Genomic DNA, 20,555 nt, shown 5'->3' on the forward strand with positions numbered 1-20,555 from the left:
CACGCGGGGGTCAGCCGGGTACGTAGCCCCGGCTCTTGTCCACGGCGTTGCGCGGTCCCCGCCCGTCCAGGTAACGGGCGAGGTTGTCCAGGAACAGCTCCACCAGGTCCTCCCGCCAGCCGACGACGTCACCGGACATGTGCGGCGACACGACGGAGCCGGGCAGCCCCCAGAGCGGGTTGATGGCCTTGAGCGGTTCCCGTTCGAAGACGTCCAGTGCCGCGCCGGCGATCACGCCCCGGTCCAGGGCGACGACCAGGTCGGACTGGACGACGATGGGGCCGCGCGCGATGTTGATCAGCCGCGCGGTGGGTTTCATCAGGTCGAGGAAGGTCCGGTCGACCAGGCCCCGGGTGGACTCGGTGAGCGGCGCGGCGACGATCACGTAGTCGGCCTCGGTGAGCTCGCCGAACAGGGTGCGTCCGCCGTCGGTGCCGCGTTCGGCCAGGCTGGACTCCACCACGGACCCGAAGTCGGGGTCGCCGTCGCGTGCGTGGCTGCCCGAGCCGTGGACCTCCATGCCCATCGCCGTGAGCTTGCGGGCGATCGCGCGGCCGATGGGTCCGGTGCCGACGACGAGGGCGCGCCGACCCGCCACCCGCTCTGTCTCGCGGTGCCGCCACCGGCGTTCGCGCTGGAGGTCCCAGGTGCCGTGGAAGTCCTTGGCGAAGGAGATGACCAGGCCCAGCACGTACTCCGCGATGTGCTCGTCGAACACGCCGCGCGAGTTGGTGACGAGGACGTCGCTCTCGACCAGCCCGGGGAACATCAGGTTGTCCACTCCGGTGGTGGCCGCGTGCACCCACTTCAGGGAGTCGGCCTTGGACCAGGAGTCGGACAGCGCCTCGGTGAACAGGTCCCACACGAGCAGGACGTCCGCGCCGGGCAGGCTGGCCGGGAGTTCGTCGGCGGTGGCGTAGACGACCTCGCCGAGTCCCGGGTGGTCGTCGATGCGCTCGTGTCCGGGTGGAAGGTCCGCACCGCGGAGCACGACGAGTCGGGGACGTTCGGGCACGGACGGGTGGGTGGTGGAACTGTTCACGGGCGCGCTTTCCGGTTGCGACGGTGTTCTGACGTGCCGATCCTGTCGTCGGAGGGGTGTTTCCGCCCTGCACGGGAAACGCTAGGGAGCCGACATAGGATTGTCAACAATCCACAAAACGGCTGTTTCGGGCCTATGGGGCGTGTCTCGCGGAGTCCCCCAGCGCCCGTCCGGAGTGTCGTCCACCCGCACCGACGCTCCCGACATACCCGCACGTCCCGGTGCCTATTGCCGATCTTGGTAGGTAGATCGTAAGATTGTCGACAATCAACAGTTCACAACGGACCGAAGGGCACCGAACGAGGTACACCGCGAAAGCACCGTCGGAGGGACACCACTTGCCCAGACTCATGACCGTCACCCTCGCCAGCCGCGGGGTCTCCTGCGTGGCGGAACTGCTCGACCAGGACGCGCCCCGCACCTGCGAGGCGGTGTGGAACGCCCTCCCGCAGGGGGACGCCGTCCAGCACGCCAAGTACGCGCGCAACGAGGTCTACACGATGGTGCCGAGGTTCGCCGACCCCGAACCGGGCCAGGAGAACCCCACCGTCACACCGATCCCCGGCGACCTCGTCTACTTCTCCTTCGACGAGGGCATGCTCGACCGCACCTTCAAGGAGGACAAGGGCATCGAGCACCTGCCCGGCGTCATCGACCTCGCCCTCTTCTACGGGCGCAACAACCTGCTGCTCAACGGAGACGTGGGCTGGGTCCCCGGCAACGTGTTCGCCACCGTCGTGGAGAACCTGCCCGCCATGGCCGAGGCCTGCAACGACGTCTGGCGCTCCGGCAGCGTCGGTGAGCGCCTCCTGTTCGAACGGCTCGAACGCTGACCCGCCCGGACGGAGAAGCCCGTCCCGAGGGGACGGGACCGGGGCGGCACCGGCCGCGCCCGGCGGAAACGGGACCAGCACTGGGAGGTGAGTGACCGATGCGGACCGAGGGAAACCGACCGGACCACGAGGACGGCCCCGAACCCGAGATCCCCGCCACGGGCGGCCTGTTCCTGGGACATCCGGCCCTGCCCGAGCAACCCGCGGCGCACGACGTCGTCGAACTGTCGGCGGCCACACTGACCCCCTGGCAGGCCGGGGTCGGCGTCGTCGCGCCCTACGACTTCGCGCTCGACCGCGAACTGTGGCGCTGGACGCCGGACGACGTCTCGTTGCTCATCACCCGCCTGCCGTTCGTACGCATCCCGGTGACGGTCCACCAGGCCGCCGCTCTCAGCAAGAGGAAGGGCGTGACCAAGGCGGTCCGCGCCCTGATGGCCCCCGAACCCCTCGCGGTCGGCTACGCCTGCGCCTCGGGCAGCTTCGTCCACGGCGCGGAGGGCGAGCGTGAGCTCCGAAGAACCATGCGGGACGCGGGAGCCCCCGCCGCCGTCACCACCTCGGGCGCGCTGATCCGCGCGCTGCGAGCCCTGGACGTCGGCCGGATCGCGGTGGTCACCCCGTACGTGGACACCGTCACCGACCGGCTCCTCGACTACCTGGAGGAGCACGACGTGGGGGTCACCTCCAGCGTGGGCCTCGGCCTGCTCAGCCACATCTGGAGGGTCACCTACGCCGAGGTCGCCCGCGCGGTGCACGAGGTGGACCGTCCCGACGCGCAGGCGGTGTTCATCAGCTGCACCAACGTCCTCACCTACGACATCATCGCGCCCCTCGAACGTGAGCTGGGCAAACCGGTGATCGCGGCCAACCAGGTCACCATGTGGGACCTGCTCCGGACCGCCGACCACCGGGCCGTGGCCCACGGACAACGGCTGATCGACGCGACGGCCCCCAGCGCCGTGTGACCACCGCCCGGAGGGCGCCCGAGAGCCAAGGAGAACCATGACCCGAGTAGGAATCCTCTATCCCGGTCACAGCGCCGAGGACGACTACGGAACCTTCGCCGGCCTGCTCGGCGGGGGGATCGAGCTCCCCGTGGTGCACACGCTCATGCGCGAGGACGCCCACCGTGTGGACGCCCTGCTGGACGTGGGCAGCGAGGGCGTCCTCGCCAAGGGCGCGCAGGAGCTCACCACGATGGGAGTCGACTCCGCCGTCTGGGCCTGCACGAGCGGCAGCTTCGTGTTCGGCTGGGAGGGCGCGCGGCGCCAGGTGCAGGGGGTGCGGGAGGTGACGGGGGTCCCGACCTCCAGCACGTCCTTCGCGTTCGTGCACGCCCTGAGCCAGCTGCGCGCGTCCCGGGTCGCCATCGCCGCCACCTACCCCGACGACGTCGCCCTGCGCTTCGTGGAGTTCCTGAACGACGCGGGGGTGACCGTGATGTCCATGGCCAGCCACGGCATCGCCACGGCCGCGGAGGTCGGCCACCTCGACCCCGACGACGCACTCGACTTCGTCATCTCCAACGACCACCCCAGGGCCGAGGCGGTCCTGGTCCCGGACACCGCCCTGCACAGCGCCGACCTCATCGAACCGATGGAGGCGCTGCTGGGCAAGACGGTGCTCACCGCCAACCAGGTCAGCATCTGGGAGGGCATCCGGCTCGCCGGTCAGTGTGAGGCGCGGTCCGGTCCGGGGACGCTCTTCCGGTCCGGGGCCTCCGTGGTCCGGAGCGCCTTCGAGGCCGAATAGCCTCGGGGGCCTACCCACGCCCGTTTCGTCACCTTTGAAAGGAATGCCATGCCAGCCCCCGGCCAGCTCAGACCCGTACCCAGGCGGTCCACCGCCGAGCTGATCGCCGACCAGCTGAGATCAGCGATCATGTACGGCTCCCTCGCGCCCGGGGACCAGCTCGGTGAGGCCGAGTTGGCGGGGCGGCTGGGCGTGAGCCGGGGGCCCCTCCGCGAGGCCATGCAGCGCCTGGTCCAGGAGGGTCTGCTCCGCAGTGAACGGCACAGGGGCCTGTTCGTGCGCGAGCTGACCCCGGACGACGTCCGGGACGTCTACGTGGCCCGGCTCGCGGTGGAGCGGACCGCCTGCGAGTTGATCATGCGGGGCAACCGGGGGGAGGCCCTGGCCCGCCTCACCCCGGCCGTGGACCGGCTGGCCGAGGCCGCCGCCAGCGCCGACCGGACCGCGATGAGCGACGCCGACCAGGAGTTCCACCGGACCCTGGTCAGCTGCTCGGGGAACTCGCGCCTGGAACGCATGGCCCAGACCCTCCTGGTGGAGACCCGCATGTGCCTGACCGTGATGCAGGCCGTCTACCCCGAACCCCAGGAGCTCCTGGACGAGCACCGCCGCATCCTGGACGCGATCGTGGACGGCGAGGAGGAACGGCTCCTCACGCTCATCGAGTCGCACATGACCGACACCGTCGCGCGGATCAACGCGGAGACCGGCACCTGATCGGAGACCGCCCCGGGCGGCGTTCCCGCCACCCGAGGCGCCTCCGCCGGGATCAGTCGAGCCCGCCGATCCCCACGTACTTGGTGTCCAGGAACTCGTCGATGCCCACGCGGCCGCCCTCGCGGCCCAGGCCCGAGTGCTTGACTCCGCCGAACGGCGCCGCCGGGTTGGACACCACGCCCTGGTTGAGGCCGACCATGCCGGTCTCCAGGGCCTCACTGACCCGCATGGCCCGGTTCAGGTCCCGGGTGTACAAGTAGCTGACCAAGCCGAACTCGGTGTCGTTGGCGGCTCGGACCGCCTCCTCCTCCGTCTCGAAGGTCAGCACCGGAGCCACCGGGCCGAAGATCTCCGTGGTGGACAGTTCGGCCGCGAACGGGACGTCGGCCAGCACGGTCGGCTGGTAGAAGTGTCCCGGCCCCTCACCGGCGCCGCCGCCGACCAGCACGCGCGCGCCCCGCCGCACGGCGTCGTCCACGAGCCCCTGGACCTTGTCCCGCGCCTTGTCGTCGATCAGCGGGCCCACGTCCGCGCCGTCGTCCAGGCCCCGGCCCAGCCGGAGCGCGCCCATGCGCTCGCTCAGGCGCCGGGAGAACTCCTCCGCGATCCCGGACTGCGCGTAGATCCGGTTGGCCGCGGTGCAGGCCTCCCCGATGTTGCGCATCTTGGCGAGCATCGCCCCGTCCACGGCCGCGTCCAGGTCGGCGTCGTCGAACACCAGGAAGGGCGCGTTCCCGCCCAGCTCCATGGAGGTGCGCAGGACCTGCGGCGCGCTCTGCTCCAGGAGCTTGCGGCCCACGGCGGTGGACCCGGTGAACGACAGCTTGCGGATGCGGCCGTCCGCCAGCAGGGGCTCGGTGATCGCCCCGGGGTTCGTGGTGGGCAGCACGCTCAGCACGCCCTCCGGCAGCCCCGCCTCCGTGAGGATCCCGGCCAGCGCGAGCGCGGAGAGCGGCGTCTGGTGCGCGGGCTTGAGGATCATGGTGCACCCGGAGGCGATGGCCGGCCCGATCTTGCGGGTGCCCATCGCCATGGGGAAGTTCCAGGGGGTGATGAGCATGCAGGGGCCCACCGGCTGGCGCATGATGAGGAAGCGGGACTTCCCGTCCGGCGAGGTGGCGAACCCGCCCTCGATCCGCACGGCCTCCTCGGAGAACCAGCGGAAGAACTCGGCGGCGTAGGCGATCTCCCCGCGCGCCTCGGCCAGCGGCTTGCCCATCTCCAGGGTCATGAGGACGGCGAGCTCCTCCTGCCGCTCCATGAGCAGCTGGAAGCTCCTGTGGAGGATCTCGCCGCGCTCGCGGGGCGCCACCCTGGCCCACCCCGGCTGTGCCCGCTCGGCCGCGTCCAGGGCCTCCATGGCGTCCTCGCGGCCCGCGTCGGCGACGTCGCACAGCACCTTGCGGGTGGACGGGTCCTCGACCGGGAAGGTCGCGCCGGAGGAGGCGTCCCGCCACTTTCCGCCGAGGTGGAGCCTCTTGTCCACCTGTGCGACGACCCGTGCTTCGCGATCCGACATGTTCTCTCCTCCGTCGACGGGCCGACCCGGCTTGGGGCGGCCTGTGGTCAGAACTGCCCGACGTGCGTCCGCTGGACACCGCCGCGCCCCGGATGTTTCCATAGCAGCGTCGATTGTCAACAATCCTACGGAACTCGACACAAGGAATTGAGGCCACCGCATGGCGGAGCTCTCCCCGGTTCTCAAGCAGGCGACCCCGGTCGTCGCGGCGCGAGGCGAGGGTGTCTACATCTACGACGAGGACGACCGTCGTTTCCTCGACTTCACCGCCGGGATCGGCGTGACCAGCACCGGGCACTGCCACCCCAAGGTGGTCGCCGCCGCCCAGGAGCAGGTCGCGACACTGATCCACGGCCAGTACACCACCGTGATGCACCGGCCCCTGCTGCGACTCACCGAACGCCTCGGGGAGGTCCTGCCCGAGGGCATCGACCGCCTGTTCTACGTGAACTCCGGGAGCGAGGCCGTGGAGGCCGCGCTGCGCCTGGCCCGCCAGGCCACCGGCCGTCAGAACGCCGTGGTCTTCCAGGGCTCCTTCCACGGGCGCACCATGGGTGCCGCCTCCCTCACCACGTCCGGGGTGAAGATCCGCGCGGGCATCGGTCCGCTGGCCCCCGGTGTGGTGGTCTCGCCCTTCCCGTACGCGTACCGCCTCGGCCTGTCCGAGGAGGACGCGGTCGCCCACGCTCTGCGGGAGCTCGACTACCAGTTCGCGACGGTGACGTCCCCCCAGGACACCGCCGCCGTGTTCATCGAGCCCGTCCTCGGTGAGGGGGGCTACGTGCCCGTCCCGGACGCCTTCCTCCAGGGGCTGCGGGAGCGCGCCGACAAGCACGGGTTCCTCCTGGTCGTGGACGAGGTCCAGACCGGTTTCGGTCGTACGGGCACGTTCTGGGGCCACGAGCCCTCGGGGATCCGCCCGGACATCGTCATCACCGCGAAGGGCCTGGCCAGCGGCTTCCCGCTGTCCGCGATCGCCGCCCCGGCCGCGATCATGCAGAGGGCCTGGCCGGGCTCCCAGGGCGGCACCTACGGCGGCAACGCGGTCTCCTGCGCGGCCGCCCTGGCCACCCTGGACGTCATCCAGGAGGAGAACCTGGTGGAGAACGCCGCCCGCCAAGGCGAGCGGCTCCAGCAGGGCCTGGTCAAGATCGCGGAGGCGCACCCGGGCATCGGTGACGTCCGTGGCCGCGGCCTGATGCGGGCCAACGAGTTCGTCAAGGAGGACGGCAGCCCGGACGGCGCCGCCGCGCAGCGCGCCCAGCAGGCCGCCGCCCAGAACGGCCTGCTGCTGCTCACCTGCGGCCCGGCGGGCAACGTGGTCCGGTTCATCCCGGCCCTGGTGGTCAACGGCGAGCAGATCGACACGGCCCTCGAGCTGTGGGCCGCCTCCGTGGAGGAGAGCGTCTAGGCCCTGTGGGGCGCCGACCGCCGCGTCGGCGCCCCATGGCCCGCGTCACACCGGAAAACGGCGCGAACGCACTCCAACACCGTGATAGAGTCGGAGACGTCGCAAGGGAGAGCCCAGCTCAACCGGGCGACACACAACTGAAGACCTGCACTCGTAGCTCAATGGATAGAGCATCTGACTACGGATCAGAAGGTTGGGGGTTCGAGTCCTCCCGAGTGCACCACCTTGAGACAGTGGAGACGATGCCCGGACCTGGAAACAGGTACGGGCATCGTCTTGTGTTGTCCCGTACCCCGTGCCCGAACCGCTCACGCAGCTCGGGCGGCTTCTTTTGTGGGCGGGGGCCTCGTGCGGGTGCCGCCGGGCCGAGGGTGTCGGGCACCGGCCGCGTGTCGGGTCGACGGACTAGCGTTCGTCGTCTCGGTCGGCGGTGGTCACGCTGGTGAACCGCGTGGAGCCGAGCACCGAGAGCAGTCGCAGTTTCTCCGCCTCGGCACCGCGCGGGTGAACCGACAGCACGACGAGCGTCTGGGACTGGTCCTCGCTGAAGAGCGCCTGGCAGTCGAAGCGGATCGTTCCGACCTCAGGGTGGACGAGGACCTTGTGGTCCTCGAACCGGTGGGCCACGTCATGGTCCGCCCACAGCCGCGCGAACTCCGGGCTGCTCCGTTCGAGTTCGCGGGCGAGGCGGGCGGCGGAGGAGTTCGCTCCCCGACGCGTGACGGCGATGCGCAGGGAGGCCACGAGTGAGCGGCCCTGGCGCTCCCGGTCCTCGGGCGGGTACACGGCCCGTTCGCTGTCGGGTCGCGTGAACCAGCGGTGGATACCGCTGCGGTCGTCTCCCGAGAATCGACTCCAGTCTCCGAAGAGCGCCACCGCCAGCGAGTTCTGCGCCAGGGGCTCGGCGATGTCGGAGACGACGAAGGCAGGGGTCGCGGAGAGGTTGTCCAGGACCCGCAGAAGAGCGGGTGAGACGTGCGAGGTTCCGGAGACCCGGTCCGGGGCGTTGTGCCCGGCCAACCGGTACAGGTGGTCCCGCTCGTCCAGGCTCAGGCGGAACACGCGTGCCAGGGCGTCCAGCATCGACGTGCTCGGCTCACTGCCGCTGCCGCGCTCCAGGCGGCTGTAGTAGTCGACCGACATCGCGGCCAGCTGCGCGACCTCCTCGCGTCGCAGTCCCCGCACCCGCCTGCGCGCGCCGGCGACCACGCCCACGTCCTCCGGGCGCAGGCTCTCCCGGCGCGACCGCAGGAACTCGGCCAGCCCAGTTCTCTCCATGGGAGACACTCTCCTCCGCCGCGCCACCCGTATCCAGGCCCTGCCAGGGCACGGTTCCACATGTCCTGGATGTGCCCCCGCCACGACCCTAGGTTTCCTGAGTGAACACCACCGGCAGCCGCGTCGTCGTTTCCGGACGCTTCCGAAACCGGCTGTGGCCAGGACGGATCTCGCGTCGCCCAGCGCGAGGAGGTCGGCCCTCGGGAACCACCGTCGCGGACACGGTCCCGCCGTTCCCCGAACCAGAGAGCAGACGAGGACATGAGTGTGAAGTGGACAGCGGCGCATCTCCCCGACCTGACCGGCAGGACCTTCGTCATCACTGGCGCCACCGGCGGGATCGGCCTGGTCGCGACGCGCGAACTCGCCCTTGCCGGAGCCGATGTCGTCATGGCCGTGCGCGACCCGGCCAAGGGCGCGCGGGTGGCCGACACCTTCGGCCGCGGCCGCGGACGGATCGACGTGCGGCGGCTCGACGTCGCGAGTCTGGAGTCCGTCCGGGCGTTCGCCGACTCCTGGACCGGCCCCCTCGACGTCCTGATCAACAACGCCGGGGTCATGATGGTGCCCTACGCGAGCACCCACGAGGGTCTGGAGAGCCAGACGGCCACGAACTACTTCGGCCCGTTCGCGCTCACGAACGCGCTGCTTCCGCACGTCACGGACCGCGTCGTCCACGTGGCGTCGCAGCTGCACCGGTTGGGTACCGTCCGCCCCGACGACCTCAACTGGCAGAAGCGCGAATACGACCCCTGGAAGGCCTACTGCGACTCCAAGCTCGGCCTCCTGCTGTTCTCCCACGAGTTGCAGCGCAGGCTCGACGCCGTCGGCAGCCCCGTGCGGTCGGTCGTCGCGCATCCGGGGATCGCCAGGACGAACCTGGTCAGCCACGTCGGTGGTGTGGCGGGCTGGCTCAACGGTCTGGCGCGGCCCCTGCTGAACGACGCCGAGCACGGCGGGCTCCCCACCCTGTTCGCCGCGACACAGGAGGTCGGCGGCAACGCCTACGTCGGCCCCGACGGGATCGCCAGCGTCCGGGGCTATCCGAAGGTGCGCAGGGCCTCACGGTCCGCGCGCGAGCCGGAGTCGGCCGCGGCTCTGTGGGACGCCACGGTCCGGATCGTCGGTCCGGAGTTCTCCTTCGCGCTCGACCGGCCGAGCTGACCCCACACCGGCCGATGCCTCCGGGCGGTTCTCCCGTTCCCTCCGAGGGAGGCCGGGTGACGGGAGGGGCCCGGGCTCAGCGGCGCGGGCGCCGTCGTCCACGGGGCGTCTGCGCGCGTGCGCGCTCCTGCGGGACGGTGGACCGCACGGTCACCGGCAGGCCCGAGGGTTCGCGCGCCCCGGTCACCTCGGCCAGCTCCGGGGTGTCCGCTCCGGCGCCCAGGGTGCGCGGTTCGATCCGTGCCCTGCCGACCAGACGGGTCATGTCGCGGCGCTGGGCGGGCATCACCAGCGTGACCACGTTGCCGGACTCGCCGGCCCGGGCGGTGCGCCCGCCCCGGTGCAGGTAGTCCTTGTGGTCCGTGGGCGGGTCGATGTTCACGACCAGGTCCAGGCCGTCCACGTGGATACCGCGTGCCGCGACGTTGGTCGCGATCAGTGCCGTGACGTCGCCCCGCTTGAACTGGTCGAGGGTGCGGGTGCGTTGGGGTTGGGTGCGTCCGCCGTGCAGGGGCGCGGCGAGCACCCCGTTGGCGAGCAGGTGTGCGGCCATCCGGTCCACCGCGCGCTTGGTGTCGAGGAACATGATCACCCGGCCCTGTCGAGCGGCGATCCTGGTGGCGACCGACCTCTTCTCACCGGGGGAGACGTGCACGACGTGGTGCTCCATGGTGGACACGGCGCCCTCGGACAGGTCGACCGAGTGGACCACCGGGTCCTCCAGGAACCGGCGGACCAGCTGGTCGACGTTCCGGTCCAGGGTGGCGGAGAACAGCATGCGCCGCCCACCCTTCGGTACCACCTGGAGGATCGCGGTCACCTGGGGCATGAAGCCCATGTCGGTCATCTGGTCGGCCTCGTCCAGGACGGTGGTCTCCACCTGGTCCAGCACGCAGTCGCCGCGCTCCATCAGGTCGCGCAGCCGTCCCGGGGTGGCCACGACCAGGTGGCTCCCCTGCTGAAGGGAACGCGCCTGCCGGTGGAGGGGCATGCCGCCCACGACGGTGGTGGTGCGCACCCCCACCGAACGCGCGTAGGGCTCCAGGGATCCGGCGACCTGCTGGGCCAGCTCCCGGGTGGGGGCCAGGACCACGGCCAGGGGGCGCCGCGGTTCCGCGCTGCGACCGTCGAGGCTGGCGAGCAGGGGCAGGCCGAAGGCCAGGGTCTTGCCGGAACCCGTCCGGCTACGGCCCAGCACGTCGCGTCCGGCCAGGGAGTTGGGCAGGGTCGCCGCCTGGATGTCGGACGGGGTCGTCAGCCCTTGGCGGGCCAGGGTCCGTTTCAGGGCCGAGGGCATGTCCAGTGCCTCGAAGGAGTCCACGGGCGGCAGGGCCGGGGTGACGGTGACGGGGAGCGCGAACTCACCGGAGGGGCCCGCGTTGCGAGGGCGGGCGGAGCCGCCGGGACGCTGTCGACCGTAACTCCGTGCCGGTCGGGCACGGTCAGTGGTGGGGTGGGGATGGCTCATGAATGGCCTTTCGCCGTCGGAGTTCGCCGGGCGGGAGGCCTCACGGCCTCACAGAGAAAACCGGTGACACCGGATGAATGAAATCTGTACGCCCGACTGGAGGATTTCCGGGGCGAGTGGAGATGGTTTGAGAATCGGCGCGCGTGAAACCGGGCGCGGGAAAACAAAAAGACGGGGTCCGGCTCCTGGAGGGCGGACCCCGTCACGGGGGGAGTCGCCTCCCCCCGGATCAGGCTTAGCGCAGCGTGATGTTCTCGGCCTGGGGGCCCTTGGCCCCGGCGACGGCGTCGAACTGCACGGACTGGCCTTCCGACAGCTCACGGTAGCCCGTGGCCTGGATGTTCGAGTAGTGGGCGAAGACGTCGGGGCCGCCACCGTCCTGCTCGATGAAGCCGAAGCCCTTTTCGCCGTTGAACCACTTGACTGTACCGGTGGCCATGATGGCACCTCTCGCTCGACAATGAAGAAAACCGCAGATGACGATTTTCCCGTCACTGCGGTGATCTCCTATGGAAGTGAGGTTCCATGGGGCCACTACTGCAACTCGTCTGACAGTAGCACAGAAAATTCCATTATCCCGATTATCTGGTGTGCCACGTGGCGTCAGAAAGAGTGGTGCGGAAAAGAGGGGGTGCACTGGGAGTCGTCGATCCGGTTCTCATGGGCCCCGTCGCGCGTTCGCCCCCGGGAGCGGCGCGAGTCACGACGGTGCGGCCCGTCGTGACCCACCGCTCAGGCCGGGGCGGGGACGGCGGTCGGCAGCCGGACCCCGGCGAGCTCCTCCAGCTGGCGCCACACCGACTCCATCGTGTCCGGAGGGGGCGACTGGGTCAGCGGGTTCGGGGTCAGGCGGACCGGCGGCCCCTTCACACCGCCGCTGGGGGAGTAGAGGTCGCCGCCCTGGGCCCCGGGGTCGGTGAGGGCGCGCAGGGCGGACCAGGCCGCCGCGTCCTTGCCCTGGGCCCACAACGTGTAGGGGTTGCGCTGGAAGGGGACCGTCTCGTCCCGGATGCCCGGGCGGCGCGGTGTCCGGGCGTCCACGCCGACCCCCGGGCGGGAGACCAGGGAGGCCACCGGCGCACCCGAGGCCCGCAGCCGCCGGTCGAGTTCGTAGGCGAACATCTCCGTGACCGCCTTGCTCCGGGTGTAGGCGCGCACACCGATGCGGGAACGGGCCCGCACGTCCCGGACCCCTGTGCGCAGCAGATCCACGAACGAGGTCGAGGTGTGCACGATCCTGGCGGTTCCGCCGTGCCTTCGCGCGGTTCGCTCCAGGTGCGGGAGCGTCCCCGCCACAAGGCCCACGTTCGCCCGTACGTGGGTCGCCAGGAGCGTCGACAGGCCGTCGGCGGTCCGGTCGGCGGCGCGCAGCGCCATGGACCCGCCGTTCAGCAGCAGTCCGTCCAGACGTTCGTACTCCGCGAGCTCCGAGACGGCCGCGGCCGTCGACGCCGGTGCGGCGAGGTCCAGGAGCAACGAGCTCAGGTTCGCGTCCGGTGCCTGCTCGCGGATCGCGGCCTCGGCGGTGCGCAGGCGTTCGGGCGAGCGCCCCGCGAGCACGACGTGCGCTCCGGCGGCGGCGAGTCGTTCCGCCGCGAAGTACCCGATGCCCGCGGTCGCCCCCGTCACCACCAGCGTGCGTCCGTGCTGCTCGGGCAGCACTTCGGTGTCCCAGTCCATGGTGCCTCTCCCTTGAATCGGATGAACTATCCGCTTACTGTAACAGCAAACGGATGGCTTATCCGATTCAAGTAGGATGCCCTCATGAACGCACTGCGCGCTGACGCCGCCCGGAGCCGGGAGCGCATCCTGGAGGTCGCCCGGCGCAGCGACCCCAAGGACCTGCGCCTCAACGAGATCGCCCGTGAGGCGGGGGTCGGGGTCGGGACCGTCTACCGTCACTTCCCCACGTCCCACGCCCTCGTCGAGGAGCTCACCGTGGAGACGTTGGGCCGACTGCGAGCGCTGACGGCTCAGGCCTGCGCCGACCCGGATCCGGGTCGGGGGTTCGAGGTGGCCCTGCGTGCCGTGGTCGACCTGCACCTGGAGGCGGGCGGTCTCCAGGCGGTCCTCCTCGCCAACGAGGACGTGAGCGAGGAGGTGGCGGCGCTCAAGGCCTCGATCTTCGGGGAGCTCGAGGGGCTTCTCCAGAGGGCGCAGGGGAGCGGTGCGCTCCGCGGGGACCTGACCACGGCCCAGGTCGAGCGTCTGGTCTGCGGGATCGAGCACGCCATCCGGCTGGGGGGCCCGGAGGACCGCGACGTCTTCGTGGACACCCTCGTCGCGGGTCTGCGGCCGACCGCCTCGCCCGCCACCGGGGCGACGTCCACGCGCTGAGGCTCCGTCCGCGCGCCGGGGCCCGCTTCCGGACGCGGCAGCGACGAACGGCCGTCGCTCCGGTGGATCGGCGGACGTGTGAGGGAAGGGGTCCGAGCCTTCGACGGCGGGCCGTGCGGTCCCCGTCGCTCCTCAGGCGCCCCGGTCGGTGGGGTCGCTGGCGCCGGACCGGACGGCGGAGGCCGCCCGGACCGTGCAGGCGGTTCGGGCGGCTTCCGGTGCGGTGCGGCTCAGTCGCTGACCCGGCTCCGGGACTGGTAGAGCAGGTCCTGGTACTCGGGGTGACGCGCGATCCACCCCGCGAAGAAGGGGCAGGTCGCCAGCACCCGCAGGCGCGCGGAGCGGGCCTCGTCGAGCGCGGCGCGGACCAGCGCGGACCCGACCCCACGACCTTCGTACTCCGGGGCCACCTCGGTGTGCACGAACGCGACGAGCTCCGCCGTGCGGATGTACCCCGCGATGCCCGCGACCTTCGTTTCTCCGTCGACGCGGGCCTCGTAGCGCTTCGCTTCGGGGACGTCGTTCACTTCGACCGCCATGGGTCCTCCTTGTGTCAGGCGCGGGAGTTCAACAGCTGCGTCTCCCAGGCGAAGGCGACACCGGTGGCACCACCGTGCTGCTCCAGGACCCCGGTCATGGCCGACACGGTCTCCTCACGGGCCCAGTCGCGCTGCCACTCGCCCGCCACCGCCAGCCAGGTGATCGGCACCACGCCGGCCTGGACCATCCGCCGCACGGCCATGTCGTGGGCCTCCGCCGAGGCACCGCCGGACGCGTCGGTGACCGCGAAGACCTCGTAGCCCTCGCCCGCCGCCTGGATCGCGGGCATCGCCACGCAGATCTCCGTCCAGAGACCGGCGACGACCAGCTTCTTCCGGCCGGTCGCCTTCACCGCGTCGACGACGCGCTCGTCCTGCCAGGTGTTGATGAAGGTGCGGTCGATCGGCTTCTGCTCCGGGAACACGTCCCGCAGCCCCTGGATGAGGTGTCCGCCGCGCTCCTCCAGCACGGTGGTCAGGACGGTCGGGACGTCGAACGCCCTGGCGGCCCTGCCCAGGGCGACGGCGTTGTTGACGACCATCGACGGCTCGTGGCTGTTCAGGTTGGCGAACTGGAACGGCTGGTGGTCGATCAGGAGGAGAACGCTCTCCTCCGGGGTCAGCAGTGCCTGGAGCCCGTTCTTGGGGGTGGTGCTCACGGGGGGTCCCTCTCCACGATGGGTGTGTAGTTGATGCGTCATCCAAATTAGCAGCATTGGTTGATGCGTCAACTATGATCCTCGACCAGGAGGTTGGTGCACCAACCTCCGGTGGTGTCGCGACGGAAGCGAGAGACGATGACCCTCACATCACGGAACTGGCCCGCCCTGCGGGTGTCGGACTGGACCCCCACCCGGGACACCCTGCACATGTGGACCCAGATCGTGGGCAAGATCCGCATGGCCCACGCTCCCCTGGTCAACCACTGGTGGCAGGTGACCTTCTACGTCAGCCCGCGCGGACTGACGACGTCGGCGGTCCCGTACGGCGACGGGGCCTTCGAAATCGAGTTCGACCTCGTCGGCCACCGGCTGGAGGTCCGCGGCAGCGACGGCGGGACGGGGGGCTTCCCGCTGCGTCCGATGACGGTCGCCGAGTTCTACGCCCGGATCCTGGACGTGCTCGGACGGCTCGGGATCGAGGCGCCGATCCGGCCGCGTCCCAACGAGGTCGACCCGGCGATCCCCTTCGCCGAGGACCACGAGCACGCCTCCTACGACGCCGAGGCGGCCACCCTCTTCTGGCGTCAGCTCCTCCAGGCGAACCGGGTGATCGGTGAGTTCCGGTCGCACTTCGTCGGGAAGGTCAGCCCGGTGCACTTCTTCTGGGGAGGGATGGATCTCGCCTGCACCCGCTTCTCCGGCCGGTCGGCTCCCCCGCACCCGGGCGGGGCCCCCAACTGCGGGGACTGGGTCATGGTCGAGGGCTACTCCCGGGAACTGTCCAGCTGCGGGTTCTGGCCCGGTGGCGGCGAGGAGGGCGCCTTCTACTCGTACGCCTACCCCGCCCCCGAGGGCTTCGCCGACCAGCCGGTCGGCCCCGAGGGCGCCTACTACAGCGCCGAGTTCCAGCAGTTCCTGCTGCCCTACGAGGTGGCCCGGGCCGCCCCCGACCCCGACCGGGCGGTCGCCGAGTTCCTCCGCACCACCTACGAGGCCGCCGCGAACCCCGGGCGCTGGGACCGGGCCGCCCTGGAGGACGACCCCCTCCGGTGGGCCGGGGCCTGAACAGACCGGGCGGCGGAGGGCCACTCCTCCGCCGCCCGCAGGTGGGTGAGACGTCAACTTCCTTGTTACGCTGCGTCCATGGACGAGACACCACGTTGGCTGGACGCGGAGGAGAAGGCCGCGTGGGACGGCTTCATTCACATGCAGGAGACGCTCATCGGGCGACTCTCCCGTCTCCTCCAGGCCGACTCCGGGATGTCCGCCTCCGACTACATGATCCTCGTCAACCTCACCGGCACCAGTGACGGGAAGATGCGTTTCCTGGAACTGGCCAAACTCCTGAACTGGGAGAAGAGCCGCATCTCCCACCAGGTGAGGCGGATGACGAAGCGTGGTCTGGTGGCCAGGGAGGAGTGCCCCGACGACGCTCGCGGAGCGTTCATCGTCGTGACCCCGGCCGGTCACGCGGCGATCGAGGAGGCGGCGCCCCTCCACGTCGAGCACGTGCGCCGTCTGTTCGTCGACGCCCTCACTCCGAACCAGCTCAGCACGTTCGCCCGGCTCAGCCAGCGCGTCTCGGACCACATGGAGAAGCAGCCCGACTGAGCGTGCGCCGCGTGTTCGCGCCGAGGGGTGTCGGCAGGGCCCGCGCCTCGGAGCCGGGTGACGGGTTCGCCTGTGGGTCCATGGCGACGAGGGCCCGCGAGCGCGTGTCGGTCGGCCCGGGGAGACCGGACGGGGCTCACACCGGGTCCGTGTCGCGGATCCTGCTCACGGTGGTGCGCGGGCGGGCGGCGGAACTGAGGCCACCCGCCAGTGCCACGAAGAGCAGCGGTACGACCAGGGCCCCGCGCAGGCCGAACTCCTCACCCAGGAAGCCGAGCACGGGCGGTCCGACCAGGAACGCGACGTAGCCCACCGTCGCCACCAGGGACACCCGTGCGGCCGAGTCGGGGCCGGAGTCCCCGGCCGCGGACAGGGCCACGGGGAACCCCAGTGAGGCGCCGAGCCCCCACAGGACCACGGCCGCGGCGGCGGTCGCCTGGCTATCGACCCCGGCCACCAGGCCCATGCCGACCACGCCCGCCACCGCGCTGGCCGCGAGCACCCTCGCACGGCCGAAGCGTGCCAGGAAGTATCCCCCGGCGAAGCGGCCGACCGTCATGGACGCCGCGAAGACGGCGTAGACCATCGACCCCGAGGTCTGGTCGAAACCGTGTCCGTCGACCATGACCAGCGGCAACCAGTCGTTGGCCGTGCCCTCGGCCAGGGCCATCGCGAGCACGATGACGCCGATCAGCACCAGGCGGGTGTCCTTCCAGAGGGCGGGCGCCTTCGACCGCGCCGCCTGCTCGGGCGCGCGCCTGGGGTTCCGGCCGGTTCCGGGAGGCAGTGAACCGAGCGTGACGCTCGCCGTCACCAGGGCCACGGTCCCGACGGCCACCAGGTGCCACACGACGGAGAACCCGGTCGCGGTGAACACCATCCCCGTGAGCGCGCCGATCACGGTGCCCAGGCTGAAGAAGCCGTGCAGCTTCGGCAGCAGCGGCTGGGACAGGGCCCGCTCGATGTCGGCGCCCTCGACGTTCATCGCGACCTCGCCGCTGCCCATGCCCAGACCGAAGAGGAACAGGCCGAACGCGACCAGGAGCGCGGACGACAGGGCGGCTCCCAGGCCGATGGTCGGCATGCTCGCGATCACCGCGACGGTCCCGAACACGATGACGGGCCGGGCGCCCAGCCTGGCGACGAGCGGGCCGGAGGCGAGGATGCCGAGCATGGACCCGGCGGAGAGCCCGAACAACACCAGGCCCATCTCCGCCGTGGAGGCGCCCAGGGCGTCGCGGATGGCGGGGGTGCGGGTGACCCATGAGGAGATCCCCAGCCCGGGCAGGAGGAAGAGGAAGCACAGCGCGAGGCGCCGACGCCGCATGGCGGTGATCAACGGGGGTCCTCCGTGAGTCGATGGCAACGCGTACAAATGTACACACTTCGGTGTGGGAGAACCAGGTCCGGGCGCACGCCACAATGGAGCCCGGGGAGGGATATCATGGCTGGTGCCAGGCGTGTGGCCAACGACCCTCGGCGCAAGGAACGCATCATCGCCGGGGCGCTGGAGGTGATCGCCGAGCGCGGCGTGCACAGGACCACCCACCGTGCGATCGCGGAACGGGCCTCGGTGCCCCTGGGGTCGCTGACCTACCACTTCGACGACCTCACGGCGATCCTGGAACAGGCGTTCCTCCACCTGGTCGCGACCATGTCGGAGTACTACGCGGGGCGGATGGGCGCGGCGCGCGACCAGGCCGAGGCGCGCGAGGCGGTGGTGGACCTCGTCTGCGGCACCGAGTACGCCGCCCCGCACCAGTTCGTGCTGCTCTTCGAGATGTACGCGTACGCCAACCACAACGAGGCTGTCCGCTCGGCGGCCCGGGAGTGGCCGCGTGTGAGCAGGGGTTCCCTGTCGGCGCACTTCTCCCCGCAGGCGTGCCGAGCCCTGGACGCCCTGGTGGAGGGCTGGTCCATGCACTGGTACTTCGAGCGCGAGCAGGGCGGCCCCGATCGCGTCGTGGTCGCCGCCGCGGTGGACGCCCTCGTCGACCGCCTGCCCTGACCGTGAGCGGCGGCGGAGCCCCGGAAGCGAATCGCTCCGCTCGGTGTCGACGCGCTCGGTTACGCCCAGCCCGAGCAGTAGCCCGGCCGCCCCGGTTCCGGGCCGACGCGAGAGGATGGGTCCCCACGTCCCCCTCCGAGCGATGCGAGACCCCGTGTTCGACATGTTCACCGACGCCGCGAAGCGCGTGGTCGTCCACGCCCAGGAAGAGGGCACGCGGCTCCACCACAGGCGGATGGGCCCCGAGCACCTGCTGCTCGGTCTGCTTCGCGAGGAGGAGGACCTGGCGGCCCGGGCCCTGGGCGGGCTCGGGGTCGGCTACGAGGCGGCCGAGGCGGAGGTCCTCAGGACCATCCCCGCGAGGAAGCGGCCCGTGGACGACGGGCTGCCCTTCTCCCGGGAGACCCGCGCGGCGCTGAGGTACTCCTTCCACGCCTCGGCCCGGCACGGGCACGGCCACCTGGGCACGGAACACCTGCTCCTCGGGGTCCTCTACCGGGACCGCGCGACCGTTCCCGGCCTGCTGCGGAACCTCGGGATCGCACCCGAACGGGTACGAGGAGAAGTCGAGGACCTGATCGCCGCCATGACGCGGGAGGCCGCCGAGCCGGGGCCGCCCGTCACGAACCCGGCCACCGAAGCGCCCTCCCCCGACTCCGCCCCGGAGTCCCCGTGAGCGGACTCGACCCCGAGGGCCGCCTGAAGCTGGTGATCGCCTGCGTGCTGCTCTTCCTCGGCGGCCTGCTGATCCTGGTGTCCGCCACGCCGCTCACGGGCGATCCGGACCCGACGAACATGCTGGGTGGCGGGGTGATGATGGGGGTCTCGGTCCTGATCTACCTCCTGGTGCTCCGGCGGCGTTGAGGGGCGGGGTCCCGGGTTCTCGGGGGTCCCCGGATCGAGCCCGAGCCGGTGTGGGGAAGGGCTGAAGAACTGACGCCACACGCGAAGGGCGGCGCCCCGCCGCACCTGCGGCCACAGCGGGTGAACTCCTGGCGGCGTACCGGCCAGGAGACTCGTTCTTCTCCACCGTCTCGCCCTCCACAGGTCGCGACCCTCCGAGATCGCGCCCCACCGTCCTGTTCGACTTCGAGGGTGCCGGACACGAACTCCGCGACATGAGCCTTAGGCTCGCCGAAGTCGTCGGGGACGGCGAGCCTGCCCGGGCCGAGCGCGACCGCTACGAGGAACGCGTCACCTAGATCAGCGAGACCTACGCCGACCAGCTCAGCGACCACACCTTTGCGGTGGTCTTCGGGGCCGACAACGAATTCGCCGTCACCAACACCAATACCTGGGGCGCCCACATCCTCGACGGACTCGGCACGGAGGCGACCGCCGCCACTGAGGCCGGGACGGACTTCGCCGCCTGGCAGTCCCAGGAGAACATCGACAAGCTCCAGGACACCGACGCATCTTCTACGAGACCGCCCCCTTCACTGCGGACCTCCTGGCACAGGACCTCTGGCAGCGCCTCCCCGCCGTCGAGGAGGAGCGGGTCCACTCGCTGCGCTACGGCGCCGCGCGCACCTGGGCCCAGGGCAACGACGTCCTCGACCAGATCGAACGGGTCCTGGAGACCCTCTAGACCCCCGTCCGTGTCACGCGACCCCAATGAAGGAGCGACCATGACCAACCCCTTCGACGACACCGAAGGCACCTTCCTCGTCCTCGTCAACGACGAGGACCAGTACTCGCTGTGGCCCGGGTTAGCCCAGGTCCCCGCAGGCTGGACCCTCGTCCACGGGACCCGTCTCCCGAGGTGAGGCGCTCAGCCACGTCAACGCGCACTGGACCGACTTGCGTCCCCGCAGCCTCCGCGAGGCGCTCGCCTGAGGGCGCGGTGAGCCCCTCACCCGGAAGAGGGGCCCACCGCCTCCCGAACAGCGGCACACCCGAGAGCGGTCCACCGCTCGACCCATCCGTGAAGCTCTCCCAGCTGATGGTCGACACTAGCCCCCTGCGCCTGAGCCGAGAGTTCAGGATCGCTTCGTCGCCCGACTCGTCTCCATCTTCGGGCCGGGGTTCACCGCAGTAGTCCTGCCCACGTAGGCTACGAGCTCACCGGGTCCTCTCTGCTCGTGGCCACTGTCTACACCACCTCGGCGGTGAGCGTCCTCACGGGTACCCTGGTCGGCGGGATGCTCGCGGACAGGGGCCGACCGGCACCGCCTCATCGTCGTCGGCCGGTCCTCCGCCGTCGCCGGCTTC

Annotated in this window: 21 protein-coding genes, 1 tRNA gene and 1 pseudogene; 14 read left to right on the plus strand and 9 right to left on the minus strand. The window is 70.9% G+C overall.

What is annotated here, in order from left to right; translation table 11 throughout:
• Positions 1–10 precede the first annotated feature (10 nt).
• Positions 11–1,042, minus strand: coding sequence for a D-2-hydroxyacid dehydrogenase (locus ACFW3L_RS02555; RefSeq protein WP_378735536.1), 1,032 nt, complete (start codon positions 1,040–1,042; stop codon positions 11–13).
• A gap of 350 nt (positions 1,043–1,392) precedes the next feature.
• On the opposite strand from ACFW3L_RS02555, the gene ACFW3L_RS02560 reads away from it, so the two are divergent.
• The 4 genes from ACFW3L_RS02560 to ACFW3L_RS02575 all read left to right on the plus strand — a co-directional run bounded on the left by ACFW3L_RS02560 (position 1,393) and on the right by ACFW3L_RS02575 (position 4,347).
• Positions 1,393–1,875: a DUF3830 family protein gene (locus tag ACFW3L_RS02560; protein ID WP_378736174.1), complete on the plus strand. Its 483-nt coding sequence runs from the start codon at positions 1,393–1,395 to the stop codon at positions 1,873–1,875.
• 98 nt (positions 1,876–1,973) lie between these two features.
• Complete coding sequence (locus ACFW3L_RS02565; protein ID WP_378735538.1) at positions 1,974–2,843, plus strand: Asp/Glu racemase; 870 nt, start codon at positions 1,974–1,976, stop codon at positions 2,841–2,843.
• A gap of 37 nt (positions 2,844–2,880) precedes the next feature.
• Positions 2,881–3,630, plus strand: coding sequence for a maleate cis-trans isomerase (locus ACFW3L_RS02570; RefSeq protein ID WP_378735540.1), 750 nt, complete (start codon positions 2,881–2,883; stop codon positions 3,628–3,630).
• A 48-nt stretch (positions 3,631–3,678) separates the two neighbouring features.
• Positions 3,679–4,347 carry a GntR family transcriptional regulator gene (locus ACFW3L_RS02575; protein ID WP_378735542.1) on the plus strand — a complete coding sequence of 223 codons (669 nt, stop codon included), beginning with the start codon at positions 3,679–3,681 and terminating at the stop codon, positions 4,345–4,347.
• A gap of 52 nt (positions 4,348–4,399) precedes the next feature.
• Here ACFW3L_RS02575 and ACFW3L_RS02580 read toward each other — a convergent pair whose 3' ends face one another.
• Positions 4,400–5,866 (minus strand): NAD-dependent succinate-semialdehyde dehydrogenase, encoded by a 1,467-nt coding sequence (locus ACFW3L_RS02580; protein ID WP_378735544.1) that lies wholly within the window; start codon positions 5,864–5,866, stop codon positions 4,400–4,402.
• 160 nt (positions 5,867–6,026) lie between these two features.
• On the opposite strand from ACFW3L_RS02580, the gene ACFW3L_RS02585 reads away from it, so the two are divergent.
• Together ACFW3L_RS02585 and ACFW3L_RS02590 are read left to right on the plus strand one after the other, a co-directional pair.
• A complete protein-coding gene (locus ACFW3L_RS02585) occupies positions 6,027–7,277 on the plus strand; it encodes an aspartate aminotransferase family protein (RefSeq protein ID WP_378735546.1) in 1,251 nt (416 codons plus the stop codon).
• Between the two features lie 147 nt (positions 7,278–7,424).
• Positions 7,425–7,500, plus strand: a tRNA-Arg gene (locus ACFW3L_RS02590).
• A 182-nt stretch (positions 7,501–7,682) separates the two neighbouring features.
• Here the strand turns inward: ACFW3L_RS02590 and ACFW3L_RS02595 are convergent.
• Positions 7,683–8,555: a helix-turn-helix transcriptional regulator gene (locus ACFW3L_RS02595; protein WP_378735548.1), complete on the minus strand. Its 873-nt coding sequence runs from the start codon at positions 8,553–8,555 to the stop codon at positions 7,683–7,685.
• Positions 8,556–8,822: 267 nt separating this feature from the next.
• Between ACFW3L_RS02595 and ACFW3L_RS02600 the strand changes: the two genes are divergently transcribed.
• A complete protein-coding gene (locus ACFW3L_RS02600) occupies positions 8,823–9,719 on the plus strand; it encodes an SDR family NAD(P)-dependent oxidoreductase (RefSeq protein WP_378735550.1) in 897 nt (298 codons plus the stop codon).
• 76 nt (positions 9,720–9,795) lie between these two features.
• Here ACFW3L_RS02600 and ACFW3L_RS02605 read toward each other — a convergent pair whose 3' ends face one another.
• The 3 genes from ACFW3L_RS02605 to ACFW3L_RS02615 all read right to left on the minus strand — a co-directional run bounded on the left by ACFW3L_RS02605 (position 9,796) and on the right by ACFW3L_RS02615 (position 12,867).
• The gene (locus ACFW3L_RS02605; RefSeq protein ID WP_378735552.1) at positions 9,796–11,187 is read right to left on the minus strand and encodes a DEAD/DEAH box helicase; all 1,392 of its coding nucleotides are present in this window, start codon (positions 11,185–11,187) and stop codon (positions 9,796–9,798) included.
• Between the two features lie 235 nt (positions 11,188–11,422).
• The gene (locus ACFW3L_RS02610; protein ID WP_378735555.1) at positions 11,423–11,626 is read right to left on the minus strand and encodes a cold-shock protein; all 204 of its coding nucleotides are present in this window, start codon (positions 11,624–11,626) and stop codon (positions 11,423–11,425) included.
• 293 nt (positions 11,627–11,919) lie between these two features.
• A complete protein-coding gene (locus tag ACFW3L_RS02615; RefSeq protein WP_378735557.1) occupies positions 11,920–12,867 on the minus strand; it encodes an SDR family NAD(P)-dependent oxidoreductase in 948 nt (315 codons plus the stop codon).
• Positions 12,868–12,951: 84 nt separating this feature from the next.
• On the opposite strand from ACFW3L_RS02615, the gene ACFW3L_RS02620 reads away from it, so the two are divergent.
• Complete coding sequence (locus ACFW3L_RS02620; protein WP_378735559.1) at positions 12,952–13,524, plus strand: TetR/AcrR family transcriptional regulator; 573 nt, start codon at positions 12,952–12,954, stop codon at positions 13,522–13,524.
• Positions 13,525–13,754: 230 nt separating this feature from the next.
• Here ACFW3L_RS02620 and ACFW3L_RS02625 read toward each other — a convergent pair whose 3' ends face one another.
• Positions 13,755–14,063, minus strand: a complete 309-nt coding sequence (locus ACFW3L_RS02625) for a GNAT family N-acetyltransferase (RefSeq protein ID WP_378735561.1) — start codon at positions 14,061–14,063, stop codon at positions 13,755–13,757.
• Positions 14,064–14,077: 14 nt separating this feature from the next.
• Entirely contained in the window at positions 14,078–14,722 is a 645-nt protein-coding gene (locus tag ACFW3L_RS02630; RefSeq protein WP_378735563.1) for a hydrolase, read from the minus strand.
• Positions 14,723–14,860: 138 nt separating this feature from the next.
• On the opposite strand from ACFW3L_RS02630, the gene ACFW3L_RS02635 reads away from it, so the two are divergent.
• On the plus strand, positions 14,861–15,790 hold the full coding sequence (locus ACFW3L_RS02635; RefSeq protein WP_378735565.1) for a DUF5996 family protein: 930 nt from the start codon (positions 14,861–14,863) through the stop codon (positions 15,788–15,790).
• Between the two features lie 78 nt (positions 15,791–15,868).
• Positions 15,869–16,336, plus strand: coding sequence for a MarR family winged helix-turn-helix transcriptional regulator (locus tag ACFW3L_RS02640; RefSeq protein WP_378735567.1), 468 nt, complete (start codon positions 15,869–15,871; stop codon positions 16,334–16,336).
• A 136-nt stretch (positions 16,337–16,472) separates the two neighbouring features.
• Here the strand turns inward: ACFW3L_RS02640 and ACFW3L_RS02645 are convergent, their stop codons facing one another.
• On the minus strand, positions 16,473–17,675 hold the full coding sequence (locus ACFW3L_RS02645; protein WP_378735569.1) for an MFS transporter: 1,203 nt from the start codon (positions 17,673–17,675) through the stop codon (positions 16,473–16,475).
• Positions 17,676–17,780: 105 nt separating this feature from the next.
• On the opposite strand from ACFW3L_RS02645, the gene ACFW3L_RS02650 reads away from it, so the two are divergent.
• The 4 genes and pseudogenes from ACFW3L_RS02650 (at position 17,781) to ACFW3L_RS02665 (ending at position 20,180) form a co-directional block, all read left to right on the plus strand.
• The gene (locus ACFW3L_RS02650) at positions 17,781–18,344 is read left to right on the plus strand and encodes a TetR/AcrR family transcriptional regulator (RefSeq protein ID WP_378735571.1); all 564 of its coding nucleotides are present in this window, start codon (positions 17,781–17,783) and stop codon (positions 18,342–18,344) included.
• A gap of 142 nt (positions 18,345–18,486) precedes the next feature.
• On the plus strand, positions 18,487–19,020 hold the full coding sequence (locus ACFW3L_RS02655) for a Clp protease N-terminal domain-containing protein (protein ID WP_378735573.1): 534 nt from the start codon (positions 18,487–18,489) through the stop codon (positions 19,018–19,020).
• Entirely contained in the window at positions 19,017–19,208 is a 192-nt protein-coding gene (locus tag ACFW3L_RS02660) for a hypothetical protein (protein WP_378735575.1), read from the plus strand. Before ACFW3L_RS02655 ends, ACFW3L_RS02660 begins: the two co-directional genes overlap by 4 nt.
• Before the next feature lie 764 nt (positions 19,209–19,972).
• A pseudogene (locus ACFW3L_RS02665) lies at positions 19,973–20,180 on the plus strand (MbtH family protein).
• Positions 20,181–20,555 lie beyond the last annotated feature (375 nt).

This window comes from Nocardiopsis sp. NPDC058789, from assembly GCF_042745575.1.
Lineage (GTDB): Bacteria > Actinomycetota > Actinomycetes > Streptosporangiales > Streptosporangiaceae > Nocardiopsis > Nocardiopsis eucommiae.

Excerpts from the sequence above, each read along its gene's own strand:
- ACFW3L_RS02560 (WP_378736174.1), top strand. The coding sequence starts at position 1,393 with ATGACCGTCACCCTCGCCAGCCGCGGGGTCTCCTGCGTGGCGGAACTG.
- ACFW3L_RS02565 (WP_378735538.1), top strand. The coding sequence starts at position 1,974 with ATGCGGACCGAGGGAAACCGACCGGACCACGAGGACGGCCCCGAACCC.
- ACFW3L_RS02570 (WP_378735540.1), top strand. The coding sequence starts at position 2,881 with ATGACCCGAGTAGGAATCCTCTATCCCGGTCACAGCGCCGAGGACGAC.
- ACFW3L_RS02575 (WP_378735542.1), top strand. The coding sequence starts at position 3,679 with ATGCCAGCCCCCGGCCAGCTCAGACCCGTACCCAGGCGGTCCACCGCC.
- ACFW3L_RS02580 (WP_378735544.1), bottom strand. The coding sequence starts at position 5,866 with ATGTCGGATCGCGAAGCACGGGTCGTCGCACAGGTGGACAAGAGGCTC.
- ACFW3L_RS02585 (WP_378735546.1), top strand. The coding sequence starts at position 6,027 with ATGGCGGAGCTCTCCCCGGTTCTCAAGCAGGCGACCCCGGTCGTCGCG.
- ACFW3L_RS02595 (WP_378735548.1), bottom strand. The coding sequence starts at position 8,555 with ATGGAGAGAACTGGGCTGGCCGAGTTCCTGCGGTCGCGCCGGGAGAGC.
- ACFW3L_RS02605 (WP_378735552.1), bottom strand. The coding sequence starts at position 11,187 with ATGAGCCATCCCCACCCCACCACTGACCGTGCCCGACCGGCACGGAGT.
- ACFW3L_RS02610 (WP_378735555.1), bottom strand. The coding sequence starts at position 11,626 with ATGGCCACCGGTACAGTCAAGTGGTTCAACGGCGAAAAGGGCTTCGGC.
- ACFW3L_RS02615 (WP_378735557.1), bottom strand. The coding sequence starts at position 12,867 with ATGGACTGGGACACCGAAGTGCTGCCCGAGCAGCACGGACGCACGCTG.
- ACFW3L_RS02620 (WP_378735559.1), top strand. The coding sequence starts at position 12,952 with ATGAACGCACTGCGCGCTGACGCCGCCCGGAGCCGGGAGCGCATCCTG.
- ACFW3L_RS02625 (WP_378735561.1), bottom strand. The coding sequence starts at position 14,063 with ATGGCGGTCGAAGTGAACGACGTCCCCGAAGCGAAGCGCTACGAGGCC.
- ACFW3L_RS02635 (WP_378735565.1), top strand. The coding sequence starts at position 14,861 with ATGACCCTCACATCACGGAACTGGCCCGCCCTGCGGGTGTCGGACTGG.
- ACFW3L_RS02640 (WP_378735567.1), top strand. The coding sequence starts at position 15,869 with ATGGACGAGACACCACGTTGGCTGGACGCGGAGGAGAAGGCCGCGTGG.
- ACFW3L_RS02650 (WP_378735571.1), top strand. The coding sequence starts at position 17,781 with ATGGCTGGTGCCAGGCGTGTGGCCAACGACCCTCGGCGCAAGGAACGC.
- ACFW3L_RS02655 (WP_378735573.1), top strand. The coding sequence starts at position 18,487 with ATGCGAGACCCCGTGTTCGACATGTTCACCGACGCCGCGAAGCGCGTG.